14 protein-coding genes and 1 riboswitch are annotated in these 13,340 nt (G+C 58.2%); of the genes, 12 read left to right on the top strand and 2 right to left on the bottom strand.

Going from position 1 to position 13,340, the window contains the following annotated elements:
- Positions 1 to 235 precede the first annotated feature (235 nt).
- On the top strand, positions 236 to 1,003 hold the full coding sequence (locus tag ACKXF7_RS01490; protein ID WP_423741940.1) for an ABC transporter permease: 768 nt from the start codon (positions 236 to 238) through the stop codon (positions 1,001 to 1,003).
- Positions 997 to 1,572, top strand: a complete 576-nt coding sequence (locus tag ACKXF7_RS01485) for an ATP-binding cassette domain-containing protein (protein WP_423741939.1) — start codon at positions 997 to 999, stop codon at positions 1,570 to 1,572. The genes ACKXF7_RS01490 and ACKXF7_RS01485 overlap by 7 nt, the downstream gene beginning before the upstream one ends.
- A gap of 100 nt (positions 1,573 to 1,672) precedes the next feature.
- On the opposite strand, the gene ACKXF7_RS01480 is transcribed toward ACKXF7_RS01485, so the two are convergent.
- Both ACKXF7_RS01480 and ACKXF7_RS01475 read right to left on the bottom strand, forming a co-directional pair.
- Complete coding sequence (locus ACKXF7_RS01480) at positions 1,673 to 2,440, bottom strand: peptidoglycan DD-metalloendopeptidase family protein (protein ID WP_418265543.1); 768 nt, start codon at positions 2,438 to 2,440, stop codon at positions 1,673 to 1,675.
- Between the two features lie 329 nt (positions 2,441 to 2,769).
- Entirely contained in the window at positions 2,770 to 3,480 is a 711-nt protein-coding gene (locus ACKXF7_RS01475) for a Bax inhibitor-1/YccA family protein (protein WP_339395384.1), read from the bottom strand.
- Between the two features lie 110 nt (positions 3,481 to 3,590).
- Here ACKXF7_RS01475 and hemW point away from each other — a divergent pair, with 110 nt between their 5' ends.
- From hemW to metK, 10 genes are all read left to right on the top strand, one after another.
- The gene (gene hemW, locus ACKXF7_RS01470) at positions 3,591 to 4,673 is read left to right on the top strand and encodes a radical SAM family heme chaperone HemW (RefSeq protein ID WP_423741938.1); all 1,083 of its coding nucleotides are present in this window, start codon (positions 3,591 to 3,593) and stop codon (positions 4,671 to 4,673) included.
- A gap of 87 nt (positions 4,674 to 4,760) precedes the next feature.
- Positions 4,761 to 5,324: an NAD(P)/FAD-dependent oxidoreductase gene (locus tag ACKXF7_RS01465; protein WP_423741937.1), complete on the top strand. Its 564-nt coding sequence runs from the start codon at positions 4,761 to 4,763 to the stop codon at positions 5,322 to 5,324.
- Complete coding sequence (locus tag ACKXF7_RS01460; RefSeq protein ID WP_423741936.1) at positions 5,246 to 6,052, top strand: NAD(P)/FAD-dependent oxidoreductase; 807 nt, start codon at positions 5,246 to 5,248, stop codon at positions 6,050 to 6,052. Before ACKXF7_RS01465 ends, ACKXF7_RS01460 begins: the two co-directional genes overlap by 79 nt.
- 299 nt (positions 6,053 to 6,351) lie before the next feature.
- The gene (gene cmk, locus ACKXF7_RS01455) at positions 6,352 to 7,017 is read left to right on the top strand and encodes a (d)CMP kinase (RefSeq protein ID WP_423741935.1); all 666 of its coding nucleotides are present in this window, start codon (positions 6,352 to 6,354) and stop codon (positions 7,015 to 7,017) included.
- Between the two features lie 214 nt (positions 7,018 to 7,231).
- Entirely contained in the window at positions 7,232 to 7,843 is a 612-nt protein-coding gene (locus ACKXF7_RS01450; protein ID WP_348584669.1) for a lysophospholipid acyltransferase family protein, read from the top strand.
- Positions 7,844 to 7,846: 3 nt separating this feature from the next.
- Complete coding sequence (locus ACKXF7_RS01445) at positions 7,847 to 9,754, top strand: bifunctional 4-hydroxy-3-methylbut-2-enyl diphosphate reductase/30S ribosomal protein S1 (protein WP_339395380.1); 1,908 nt, start codon at positions 7,847 to 7,849, stop codon at positions 9,752 to 9,754.
- 244 nt (positions 9,755 to 9,998) lie between these two features.
- A complete protein-coding gene (locus ACKXF7_RS01440; RefSeq protein ID WP_423741934.1) occupies positions 9,999 to 10,616 on the top strand; it encodes a GtrA family protein in 618 nt (205 codons plus the stop codon).
- Positions 10,617 to 10,846: 230 nt separating this feature from the next.
- Positions 10,847 to 10,981, top strand: coding sequence for a hypothetical protein (locus tag ACKXF7_RS01435; RefSeq protein WP_005944717.1), 135 nt, complete (start codon positions 10,847 to 10,849; stop codon positions 10,979 to 10,981).
- Positions 10,982 to 10,996: 15 nt separating this feature from the next.
- Positions 10,997 to 11,662 carry a deoxyribose-phosphate aldolase gene (gene deoC, locus ACKXF7_RS01430; protein ID WP_339395377.1) on the top strand — a complete coding sequence of 222 codons (666 nt, stop codon included), beginning with the start codon at positions 10,997 to 10,999 and terminating at the stop codon, positions 11,660 to 11,662.
- A 166-nt stretch (positions 11,663 to 11,828) separates the two neighbouring features.
- Positions 11,829 to 11,927: riboswitch (SAM riboswitch) on the top strand.
- Between the two features lie 117 nt (positions 11,928 to 12,044).
- Positions 12,045 to 13,199 (top strand): methionine adenosyltransferase, encoded by a 1,155-nt coding sequence (metK, locus tag ACKXF7_RS01425; RefSeq protein ID WP_423741933.1) that lies wholly within the window; start codon positions 12,045 to 12,047, stop codon positions 13,197 to 13,199.
- The last annotated feature ends 141 nt before the right edge of the window (positions 13,200 to 13,340 follow it).

The following is a 13,340-nucleotide window of genomic DNA, read 5'->3' as shown; positions in this document are numbered from 1 at the left end:
CAGACACCTCGTTTCTTTCCTGCATCAAGGATGACAGGAATTGATACAATTCAGTTTATCGTTTTATACATTTCATGTCAAGAACTAAAAACGTGAAGAAATGTAACGTCTGGCATGACAATGTTGGATGCATTGCGGTGCACCGGTCATTGGCGTTTGGAAAAAGATGTGGTATGATACTTATACGATCCGCAGAGCGGAGGCCATTTCAGACTGTCAGGAGCAGGAAAGAACCATGAACCAACACAAACAACTTTTTGAGCGGCTGGCTGCTGCAGCCTTCTGGCTGGCGGTGTGGCAGTGCGCTGCCATGGCCGTGGGACAGGAGGTGTTTCTGGTCTCGCCGGTGCAGGCGCTGCGCACCCTTTTGCAGCTTCTGCCGCAGGCAGAGTTCTGGCAGCGGGTGGGCTTCAGCTCCGGACGCATCCTGCTGGGCTTCGGGCTGGGCGTGGTAGTCAGCGTGTTTCTGGCTGCGGCGGCGCAGGCGTGGCACGCGGCAGAGGTGCTGCTGGCACCGGTGCTGCAGCTGGTCAAGGCCACGCCGGTGGCAAGCTTCATCATTCTGGCGCTGGTGTGGGTGCGGGGAGCATCGCTTTCGGTGCTCATCAGCTTTCTGATGGTGCTGCCGGTGCTGTACGGCGCGGTGCGCACCGGCATCCGGAGCGCAGACCCTCAGCTGCTGGAAATGGCAAAAGTGTTCCGCCTGCCGTTTGCCCGCCGTCTGCGGGCTGTGTGGCTGCCTGCGGTGCTGCCGGCTTTCCGGCAGGGGTGCAGCGTGGCCCTTGGCATCTGCTGGAAGAGCGGCGTAGCCGCTGAGGTGATCGGTCTGCCCAATGGCAGCATCGGCGATGCACTCTACCGGGCCAAGATCACCCTTTCCACCGGGGAGCTGTTCGCATGGACGTTTGTGATCATCCTGCTCAGCGCCGGGTTTGAAAAGCTGTTTCTGCTGCTTCTGGACCGCGTGACCCGCGCTGTGACCGGGGAGGTGCCGCAATGCTGACCATCGAGCATCTGACAAAACAGTTCGGGGAGAAAACGCTCTTCCGGGGTCTCTGCCTCACGGTGGACGGCCCGGCGGTGCTGTGGGCCCCCAGCGGCTGGGGCAAGACCACCCTGCTGCGCATCCTCATGGGGCTGGACACGCCCACTGCAGGCCGGGTGCGGGGCGTGGGCCGGGCCGCGGCAGTGTTTCAGGAGGACAGGCTCTGCCCGCAGCTGACGGCGCTCCAGAACGTGACGCTGGTGCTGCCCGGCAGTGAAAAACAATACAAAGAGCAAATTAAATCGGATTTTCAACAGCTTGGCATGGATGCTGCGGCGCTGACTCTGCCTGCAGCACGGCTTTCCGGCGGGCAGAAGCGGCGCACCGCCCTGCTGCGGGCCCTGTGGGCACCCAGTGACACCCTGCTGCTGGACGAACCCTTCACCGGCATGGACCCGGACACCCTTGCCGCCGCTGCGGCGCTGCTGCGCACCCGCTGCGGGACGGAGCCGGTGCTGCTTGCCACCCACGACCGGGAGGCCATCCGGCTGCTGGGCTGGCCGGTGATCGAGTTGGAAGCGCTGTAAAAGGCTTTAAATAAAAAGGGCTGCTGCACCGGATGATGTGCAGCGGCCCTTTACTATTTGAGAATGTTTTGCAGAAAAATACGCAGAGGATGCAAAAAGGTCAGCCTAGCAGCTTTGCCGGGTCGAGGTAGGTGTCGCCCTGCATCACTTCCAGATGGATGTGCGTCTCCTCGGCGCATTCGTTGGGGATGCTGCCTGCGCGGCCCAGAGCCTGCCCCACGCTCACCTCGTCGCCGGTGTGCACGGCAGGGTCAGCGGTGCCGCATACCCGCCAGATGCGCCCGGCACTGTCCTCGATGCACACCACACTGCCCCAGCGGCCATCGGTGTCCACGGCGGTCACTTTGCCGGCGGCAGGGGCGCACACCTGTGCGTCCTGTGCGCAGGCGTAGTCCACGCCGTTGTGGGTGCGCCAGTCGCCAAGGGTGCTGCTGTACACCAGCTCATCGCCGCTGTAGGCGTTCAAGACCCTGCCCGAGACGGGCTGCGTGGAGGCAGGCGCAGCTGAACTGCTGGCAGGCGAGGATGCGCCCTGCAGTGCGGAGGGTTCGTGCACCGAACCAGAGCCAGACCGCGCCCCAGAAGAGGACGCAGAGGGTGCGGGCGGTTCGGGCTTGGGTACGTTTGCCGCAGATTCTGCGGCGTCGGTCACGGGCTGCTGCCATACATCGTCCTCCTGTGGGTCAAGGGTGAGCTGCGGCTCCGGGGCAGGTTCTTCCTGCGGGGTCGTCAGGTCGTCGTAGCTCTTTTTCAGTTCATCCCGCACGGTGCGCACTGCCCACACTCCCGCCGCTGCGGCTGCGACGAGACAGGCCAGCAGTGCCAGTGCAAAGCCCCTGCTGCGCAAAAACTTTTTGATCTGCTCCATTGTCGTTACTCCCATCTGCTGCATTGTGTACGCATTGCTTCTGGGCTTAGTGTTGGACAGCAGGGCAGGTTTTATGCATTCTTTTATTTAAATGCCCTTCGCGTTGCCCTGGGCATATTTAGAGGAAATGATATTTTGTAATATAGCAGCCCAGCCAGACCTGCGGGTCTGGCTGGGCTGTACTTTCACGGGAAGGGCCGCAGCCGGAAAATGCATCTTCCCTCTGTGGCCTTCTGTGTTGATACCCGGAGCGAAGCGGAGGATATTCTAAATGATATTACCAAACAAAAAGGCCCTCCCTTTTCGGGAGAGCCTTTGCAGATCAAAAATCAGTTGCGGCGGCGGCTGTTCATGCCCAGCAGACGCACAACATACAGGAAGATGTTGATGAAGTCCAGATACAGGGTCAGTGCGCCGTAGATGGAAGCCTTCTCGGCCAGCTCGCCGTCATAGGCGTAATAGGAGAACATCTGGCTCAGCTTCTGGGTGTCGTAGGCGGTCAGCAGCATGAACACTACCAGACCGACAGCGCTGTACAGCACCGTGGTAAGGAAGCTCATGCCGAACAGCATGCCCACAAAGCCGGTGATGATGAGCGCGAACAGACCCATCATCAGCTTGGGGCCCCAGCCGGACAGATCCCGGTGGGTGGTGGTGCCGTAGACGGCCATCAGGCCGAAGTACAGCGAGGTGGCAAGGAAGGCCAGCACCAGAGTGCCCAGATCGAACACCAGGAAATAATAGCTCAGCACCATGCCGTTGAGCAGTGCATAGGCAAAGAAAGTGGCTCTTGCGCCGCCCACCGACATGCTCTGCACCCGGGAGCTCAGCACGTATACCAGAACCAGCTCGGCGATGGTGAACACCAGATACAGCGAATTGACCACGTACAGCAACGGGGTGGCAGCTGTGACAAAGGCGGCTGCAAAGGTGATGAGCAGGCCCACCGCCATCCAGCGGTAGGTGCGGTTCATATAGTCAGCCGAGGTCATAGCAGGCTCTGTATAGCCCCGATCGTAACCATTGTAATTGTAATCCATAGGGACTCCTCCAGTCTCTTTCTGCCGGAATACTTTTTTCTTGCTCCGGTCTACGGAATATAGTATACTGCATAGAAATGAACGTTTCATGAAAAAGGCTGTGATATTGTATGTCCCTTGGACTTTATTTACACATACCCTACTGTTTTTCCAAATGCAGGTACTGTGATTTCTATTCTCACCCCGGTGAGCGCGACGTACCGGATGCCTATGTGGAGGCTCTTGTGCGGGAGCTTGACCGCTTTGCACCGGAGAGGCCCCTGCAGCCGGACACCCTTTATTTTGGCGGCGGCACCCCCAGTCTGCTGCGCCTGGAGCAGGCAAAGCGGCTCATCGATGCGGCCCGGCCCCTGCCCGGGGCAGAGATCACGCTGGAAGCAAACCCGGAGACGGTGACCGAACAGAGCCTTGCGGGCTTCCGGGAGGCGGGAGTGAACCGCATCTCCTTCGGGGTGCAGTCTGCCCGGGACACCCAGCTGCGCACACTGGGCAGGCCGCACACGGCAAAGCAGGCGCGGGCTGCCTTTGCCGCCGCCCGGCGGGCAGGCTTTGCGAACATCAGCGGCGACATCATGTTGGCACTGCCCCACTACACCGAAGCTGAGTTTGACGAAACGCTGGAACTGATCGAGGACGGCGGAGCCACCCACATTTCCGCGTATCTGCTGAAGATCGAGCCGGATTCGGCCTTTGGAAAGCACCCGCCCGAGGGTCTGCCTACCGGCGACGAGGCGGCTGATTTTTACCTCTACGCGGTGGAACAGCTGGAACACCACGGCTACCGGCAGTATGAGATCTCCAACTTTGCAAAGCCCGGCTATGAGGGGCGGCACAACCTCATCTACTGGGACTGCGGCGACTATCTGGGCCTTGGCCCGGCAGCGCACTCCTGCATGGGCGGCAGGCGGTTCTATTATCCGCCGGATACCGCTGCGTTCCTGAACGATGCCGCTGCCCCGGTGATGGACGGCAGCTGCGGCGCAGAGGACTACCTTATTTTACAGCTGCGTCTGCGCAAAGGCCTTTCGCTGGATGCATACAAAAAACTTTACGGGAAAGAATTTTCCACCGCACAGCTGGCCTTTGTGCAAAACTGCGTCCGGGCAGGCTATGCAAGCTTTGACGGCCACACCCTTGCCCTGACCCCGGCGGGTCTCATCGTGCAGAACAGCATCCTTGCCCAGCTATTGTAATTGGTAGAAATACGGCAGAACATTGCTTTTGCGTGCCGGTTCTGGTATGATATACTTGATACAATAGGGGAATTTGGAGGAAAACAGATGGCGAAGGTGTTGATCGTAGGTGCAGGCGCGGCGGGCCTGATGGCAGCGGGTGCCGCTGTGCGTCAGGGGCATCAGGTGACGGTGCTGGAACACATGGACAAGCCCGGCCAGAAGATCCTTGTCACCGGCAAGGGCCGCTGCAATGTGACCAACGACTGCCCGGCAGAGGAGTTTCTGCGCCATGTGCGCACCAACCCGCGCTTTTTGTATTCGTCGCTGGGGGCTTTCCCGCCCGCAAAGACCATGGAACTGTTCGAGGGTCTGGGCGTGGAGCTGAAGGTGGAGCGCGGACGCCGGGTGTTCCCGGTATCCGACAAGGCAGAGGAGATCGGCAGGCCCTTCTGCGCTACGCGCAGGACGCCGACATCGTCCATGACGGCGCAAAAAAGCTGCTGCTGGAAGAGGTGGTGCCGGAGCCGGAAGCAGCTCCCGCTGCACCGGAAAACCCGCGCCACCCCAAAAAGAAAAAGGCAGGCCCGGCCTTGCGGTGCATCGGCGTGCGGGGCACCTCTGGCAGGGAGTACCGGGCAGACGCGGTGCTGGTGGCCACCGGCGGCGTGAGCTACCCCACCACCGGATCCACCGGCGATGGCTACAGGCTGGCGCAGCAGGCCGGGCACACCCTTGTGGAGCCGGTGCCCAGTCTGGTCAGCCTTGTGAGCCATGACGCCGACTGCAAAAAAATGATGGGTCTGGCCCTGAAAAACGTCACCCTGACCCTGTTCGAGGACGACAAGGCTATCTTTGACGAGCAGGGCGAGATGCTGTTCACCCACTTTGGCATCAGCGGCCCGCTGACCCTGAGCGCATCCAGCCATCTGGGGGACATGAAAAAACACCGGTATCATGCGGAGATCGACCTCAAGCCGGCCCTCAGCGAGGAGCAGCTGTACGACCGCATCACCCGGGACTTTGCCCTGCTGGCAAACCACGCGGCGCAGGGGGCGCTGGTCAAGCTTTTGCCCTCCAGCATGCAGCCGGTGATGGTGGCACGCTGGGGCATCGACCCGGCCACAAGGGCCAACCAGATCACCCGGGAACAGAAGCGGGAGCTGGTGCAGCTGATGAAGCACTGGCGGGTGTCCATTGATGCCCGGGGCGACCTTGCCCATGCCGTGATCACCAGCGGCGGCGTGTCGGTGCGGGAGGTGGACCCCAAAACCATGCAGAGCAAAAAGGCACTGGGCCTGTATTTTGCGGGCGAGGTGCTGGATGTGGATGCTTATACCGGCGGCTACAATCTGCAGATCGCCTTCTGCACCGCACAGAGCTTTGCAAATAATCTGTAATTATAGATAAAACAATTTTAAATGCCCTCCGCGCTGCTCTGGGCATATTTATAGGAATAGATTTTTTGATTTGTATTTTGAAAACGACTGCGGTCGTTTTCAAAATACGTTTTCACAAAAAGGGTTGTTGCCGGGATAGTCTCACAGACCACTGCGCAACTGTTCCCGAAGGGAACGAGCAACAATGCAGTTGGCCGCTGCGGCCCCGCTTGTGAAAAATCAAATCTGGAAAATCCGCAGATTTTCCAGATTTGTAAATATTTAAAATAATTTTCCGCTTAAAAAGGAGAAGATATAAAATGGTATCTGTTGCAATCGACGGGCCTGCAGGTGCAGGCAAATCTACGCTGGCACGCCGTCTGGCGGCTGAAATGGGCTATATTTATGTGGATACCGGTGCCATGTACCGCGCTATCGGCCTGTATGCCCTGCGTGCGGGCAAGGACCCCAAGGACAACGCAGCGGTCAACACACTGCTGCCCCAGATCAAGCTGCGGCTGGCCTCCATTGAGGGGGAGCAGCACATTTATTTAAAGGAAGAGGACGTCAGCACCGCCATCCGCACCGAGGCTGCAGGCATGGCTGCTTCTGCCGTGGGCGCAAACCCGGCTGTGCGCGCCTTTCTGCTGGAACTGCAGCGGGATATGGCCAAAAAGCAGGATGTGCTGATGGACGGCCGCGACATCGGCACGGTAGTGCTGCCGGATGCCACGGTGAAGATCTTCCTCACCGCCACGCCGGAGGCCCGCGCTACCCGGCGCTGGAAGGAGTATCAGGCCAAGGGCATCGATACTCCCTATGAAGAGGTGTTGGCCGATGTGAAGCAGCGGGACTATCAGGACACCCACCGTGCCGCCGCACCCCTGAAGCAGGCGGAGGATGCCGTGCTGCTGGATACCTCGGAGCTGGACTTCGAGCAGAGCCTTGCCGCCATGAAGAAGATCATTGCGGAGAGGGCAGGCTGAACGATTTAAAATGCCCTCCGCTTCGCTCTGGGCATATTGATCGGAAGCTTATTTTATTTCTTGTGCTCTGGAAACGACTGCGGTCGTTTCCAGAACACGCTTTCACCAGAAAAGCTGTATCGAAAAACGACATTTTCAAAAATTGCTGCATTGTCCGGTTTCGGCCCGCTCGCGAAATCGAGAATCGTATAAATTTAAGGAATAAAACGACACTATGATATTATATTACATCTTGGTACCCTTTGCATGGATCCTGTGGCACATCGGTTTCCGTATCCGCGTAGAGGGCCGCGAGAACCTGAAAAAGGTGCAGACCAAAGGCTGCATCCTTGCGCCGACCCATGTTTCCGCCATCGACCCGGTGTTTATCGTGGTCACCCGGTGGAGCAGGCGGATGGTCGTATTTGCCAAGAAGGAGCTGTTCGAGATCAACGGCTTCCTGACATGGTTCTTCCGGTGCTGCGGCGCGGTGTGCGTGCGCGGCACAAAGGATGAGATGGCTGCCATTGAGCAGACCGTTGAGGCCTGCAAAAACGGCAAGACCCTGCTCATCTTCCCGGAGGGCACCCGCGAAAAGGAAGGAAAGCTTCTGCCGCCCAAGAGCGGCCTGTTCGTCATTGCGGCGGGAGCCGGGGTGGATGTGGTGCCCTGCCGCATCCTGTACGATACGCCGGACGGAAAAATGCATCTGTTCTGCAGAGTGCGGGTGATCTACGGCGAGCCCATGCCTGCCGCCCAGTTTGCTATGGAAGGCCGGCGGGATACCAAAAAGCTGCGTGCCAACAAACAGGCTTTGCTGGATGCGTGGGAAAAGATGGGAGCGTAAAAGATGGAGATCCGAGTTGCCAAAACGGCAGGGTTCTGCTTTGGCGTCAACCGCGCCGTGGAGCTGACCTATGGACTTCTGGCAGAGGGGCACAGGGTCGCTACGCTGGGCCCGCTGATCCACAACCCGCAGGCGGTGGAGGATATGCAGCGCAAGGGCGCACAGGTGGTGGATACCGTGCAGGATGTGCCTGCCGGGTACGAGGTAGTCATCCGCAGCCACGGCGTGCCCCGCAGCGTTTATGACGAGCTGACGGCCCGCGGCATCCGCTACCATGACGCCACCTGCCCCTTTGTGCAGAAGATCCAGCGCATCGCCGCCGAGGCCGAAAAAGCCGGGGCAGTGCTGCTGGTGGCGGGCGATAAGACCCACCCGGAGGTGCAGGGGATCGTGGGTCACACCCGCGGAGAGGTGTTCGTTTTTGCCGATCTGGCCGAATTGAAGGCGTGGAAAGGCCCCTCTGACCCGCAAAAACCCCTGTTTGCAGTTGCACAGACCACATTTCAGGTTACAAAATGGCAAGAAAGTTCGGAGTTTCTCAAAAAAGCCTATACAAACGCCCGGATTTTTGATACAATATGTAATGCGACGTGGGCGAGGCAACAGGAAGCGGAAGACCTCAGCCAAAAATGCGATATCATTGTTGTCATTGGCGGTCATCATTCTTCCAATACCCAAAAGCTGGTACAGGTCGCCGCAAAACACACGCGTGCCGTAACGGTCGAGACAGCGAGCGAACTTCGGCCGGAATGGTTTGCAGATGTTAAAGTGGCGGGCGTGACAGCCGGGGCTTCAACGCCATCGTCTATTATTGAGGAGGTACTTAACAGTATGAGCGCAGAAATCAATGACAGCATGAGCTTTGAGGAGATGCTGAATGCATCCGAGGAAAAGCGTGTTCATGCAGGCAGTATTGTGAAAGGAATCGTGACCAGCATCTCTGCCAACGAGATCCAGGTGGATATCGGAGCGAAGCAGACCGGCTTTGTCAAGCTGAGCGAGCTGACCGATGATTCCTCCGCCAAGGTCGAAGACCTGGTGAAGGTTGGCGATGAGCTGGACCTCATCGTCGAGAAGGTTATGGATCAGGATGGCGTCATCCAGCTCTCCCGCAAGAAGCTCGCATCTCGCAAGGGCATGGAAGAGATCGCTAAGGCCGCTGAGTCCGGCGAGGTCGTCGAGGGCGACGTCACCGAGTTCAACAAGGGCGGCGTTGTGGTCAACGTCAAGGGCGTCAAGGTGTTCGTTCCCCGTTCTCAGGCTACTATGCGCCGTGATGAGGACTACACCGCTCTGGTTGGCCAGCACGTTCAGCTGGTTGTCACCGAGTGCTCCGGCCGTAAGATCGTCGGCAGCATCAATAAGGTGACCGCTGAGCAGAACAAGGCAAAGCGTGAAGAGTTCTGGGCAAACGTTGAGGTGGGCAAGACCTACACCGGCGTTGTCAAGAGCCTGACTTCTTACGGTGCATTCGTCGATATCGGCGGTGTGGACGGCCTGTGCCACATCAGCGAGCTGAGCTGGAACCGCATCAAGCATCCCTCTGAGGTCGTCTCCGTTGGCGACACCATCGAGGTGTATGTGAAGGACATCGACACCGAGAACCACAAGGTCTCTCTGGGCTACAAGAAGGCTGAGGACAACCCCTGGGAGCAGCTGAAGAACAACTACCCCATCGGTAGCACCTTCCATGCTCCGGTCGTGTCCCTGACCAAGTTCGGTGCATTCGTCCGTATCCTGCCGGGTATCGACGGTCTGGTCCACATCAGCGAGATCAGCAATGACCGCGTTGAGAAGGTCTCCGACGTACTGAAGGTCGGCGATATGGTCGATGTGAAGCTGCTGGATGTTGACTTCGACAAGAAGCGCATCAGCCTGTCCATGAAGGCTCTGCTGAACGACGCTGAGTAATCAGCCCCTCGTTCGGAAGAAAAGCTTCTGACACAATGCGATCAACAGCCCCGTTGCCGGGAAAACGGCGGCGGGGCTGTTTTTGTTAAGGAGAGAACCCTCTCAGTCACCTGCGGTGACAGCTCCCCCGAAGGGGAGAGCTTTTGGCAAAAGAGGGCAGGCTCGCCGCGCCCGCAATAAAACCTCGCCCTTCGGGAGAGGTGGACGCGAGCAGCGCGAGCGGACGGAGAGGGTTTGACGAACTATGATAAATTTTTTCAAGAAGCACTGGGAAGTGCTGAGCTATCTGGTTTTCGGCGTGCTGTGCACCCTGCTGAACATTGTGCTGTATGCACTGTTCAATAAGCTGTTCGGCTACACTGCCGCCAACAGCTGGGGCAATGTGCTGGATAACATCCTGTGCATCCTGTTCGCCTACGCCACCAACCGCGCCTTTGTGTTCCGCAGCAAGACTGCCGGCAAAGCCATGGCAAAAGAGTTTGGTACCTTTGTCACCTGCCGTCTGGGTACGATGCTGCTGGACACAGCGATCATGCTGGTGCTGGGCAATCTGCTGGCTGCGCAGGGTGCAGCGCTGATGGACAACTTAATGCAGGGGGCACTGAGCGTGGTGTCCCACTGGTTTGGCCCGGATACGGCCATCCAGATGGCAGCATCCTATGCGGGCACACCGGCGGGGGTCACGGATGGCTCTGCCGCCATTGCCGTCATCGGCGGTGCAGACGGCCCCACGGCGATCTTCGTTACCAGCCGCTACAATGCGCAGGCACTGTGGGGCCTTGCCGTGAAGGTGTTTTCCAATGTACTGGTGATCGTGCTGAACTATGTGTTCAGCAAGCTGATCATTTTTAAGAAAAAGTAAGCAGAACCCTCTCAGTCGCCTGACGGCGACAGATTCCCCTTTTTGCCGTCTGCGCGGCATCTTCCCCCGGACGGGGGAAGTCTTTCCTCGAAGGGCGAGCTTTTTTGCAGGAGAAGAAAAACTTCTCCTGCGAGCATAAAGCTCCCCCATTCGGGGGAGCTGGCATCGAGCGTATGCGAGATGACGGAGAGGGTTTTACAAATCATCAACACTTTAGGAGGTACGGTTTTATGAAGCGTGGTCTGAAAGGTTTTGCATTTCTGGTTTCCGGTCTGGTGCTGGGCATCATTGGTGCAACGGTCTCTGCAACTGCAATTGCCCTGAGTGCTGTCGGCATGGCAAAGGTGCGCCGTGCCAGCAAGTAAAACGGAGGAAACAAGATGAATCGTGAAGAAATTCTCTCCCATGTCGATCATACTCTGCTGAAGCCGGAGGCTACCTGGCCCCAGATCCAGACCCTGTGCGATGAAGCCATTGCAAACCATACCGCATCCGTCTGCATCAACACCTGCTATGTGAAGCAGGCGGTGGAGTATATGGCAGGCCGTATCCCGGTGTGCTGCGTGGTGGGCTTCCCTCTGGGTGCCATGGATACTGCCAGCAAGGCCTTTGAGGCAAAGACTGCCATCGAGAACGGCGCCGCCGAGGTGGATATGGTCATTAACATCGGCCGCCTGAAGAACAAGGAGTACGATGCCGTGCGCGAGGATATCCGCGCCGTGAAGCAGGCTGTGGGCGATAAGATCCTGAAGGTCATCATCGAGACCTGCCTGCTGACCGATGAAGAAAAGGAAAAGATGTGCGATATCGTCTGCGAGGCAGGCGCTGACTACATCAAGACCAGCACCGGCTTCTCCACTGCCGGTGCCAACTTCCACGATGTGGAGCTGATGGTCAAGGGCGTGCATGGCCGCTGCAAGGTCAAGGCTGCCGGCGGCATCTCCACCGTGGAGGATATGGAGACCTTCCTTGCGCTGGGTGCCGACCGTCTGGGCACCTCCCGTGCCGTCAAGATCCTGAACGGCGAACAGGCAAAGGGCTACTGAGCAAACTTTATGGAAAAGGCACGGCTGAGGCTGTGCTTTTTCTTTTTTGGGGCCCCAAAAGCCGCAAAAGCTTCATCAAAATTGGAAGAATGTATAAAAAGAGTGATACTCTTCTTGACAATCTGACGAAGCAATGATAGAATATTCAACGTACCAACTGAATACCGACTTATCAAGAGCGGCTGAGGGGACAGGCCCTGTGAAGCCCGACAACCTGCGCGTGAGCGTAAGGTGCCAAATCCTGCGGGAAACCGAGAGATAAGAGTGCAACGCTCAGAGCTTTCGGGCTCTGGGCGCTTTTATTTTTCGCGCAAAAAAGCTTGAACGGAATGTTGGAGCAAGAAATACACACCCTGCTGTAAAAAATTAGGAGGCAAAACAAATGGCAAGACACCTGTTTACTTCTGAGTCCGTCACCGAAGGACATCCCGACAAGATCTGCGATCAGATCTCGGATGCCATTCTGGACGAGATCCTGACCCACGACCCCAATGCCCGCGTGGCCTGCGAGACCTGCGCATCCACCGGCCTTGTCCACATCATGGGCGAGATCACCACCAACTGCTATGTCGATTTCCAGAAGATCGTCCGCGAGGTGGTGGCAGATATCGGCTACACCCGCGCAAAGTTCGGCTTTGACGCCGATACCTGTGCCGTCATCTCCAACATCGACGGCCAGAGCCCCGACATCGCACTGGGCACCAACGATCAGGTGGGCGGTGCAGGCGATCAGGGCATGATGTTCGGCTATGCCTGCGATGAGACCCCGGAGCTGATGCCCATGCCCATCAGTCTGGCTCACAAGCTGGCAAAGCGCCTGACCGAGGTGCGCAAGAACGGCGAGATGGACTATCTGCGTCCGGACGGCAAGAGTCAGGTCACTGTGGAGTACGATGAGAACAACAAGCCCGTGCGTGTGGATGCTGTGGTCATCTCCAGCCAGCACAGCGAGAGCGTCAGCATGGAACAGCTGCGCGCCGATGTGATGGAAAAGGTCATCAAGACCACCATCCCCGCCGAGCTGCTGGACGAGAACACCAAGTACTATATCAACCCCACCGGCCGCTTCGTCGTGGGCGGCCCGCAGGGTGATACCGGCCTGACCGGCCGCAAGATCATCGTGGACACCTACGGCGGCTATGCCCGTCACGGCGGCGGTGCCTTCTCCGGCAAGGACCCTAGCAAGGTGGACCGCAGCGCTGCCTATGCGACCCGCTGGGTGGCAAAGAACATCGTGGCCGCAGGTCTTGCCAAGCAGTGTGAAGTGCAGGTGGCGTATGCCATTGGCGTGGCAAAGCCCGTGTCCATCATGGTGGATACCTTCGGCACCGGCACTGTTGCCGATGAAACGATTGAGAAGGCTGTGGAGAAGGTGTTTGACCTGACCCCCGCCGCCATCATCCGCGAACTCGACCTGCGCAAGCCCATCTACCGCAAGCTGGCTGCGTACGGCCACATGGGCCGCGAGGATCTGGGCGTGAAGTGGGAAAACAGCGACCGCGTGGATGCCCTGAAGGCTGCGGTCGCTGCCCTGTAAACGGAACACAAAAATGTTTTCCTTCTGGATAGAAGGTAAGTGAAGAGAAGTCCCTCTGCCTGAAAAGGCAGGGGGATTTTTTTGCGCAAAAGGAAATCTGACCATCGAGAACAGAAGGATCCAACACCGCTATAAAATCTG

This window comes from Faecalibacterium sp. 7 (genome assembly GCF_049562865.1).
GTDB classification, from domain to species: Bacteria; Bacillota; Clostridia; order Oscillospirales; family Ruminococcaceae; genus Faecalibacterium; species Faecalibacterium wellingii.
Note: the sequence above shows the minus strand (reverse complement) of the source record. Positions and strands in the feature narration are given on the sequence as shown.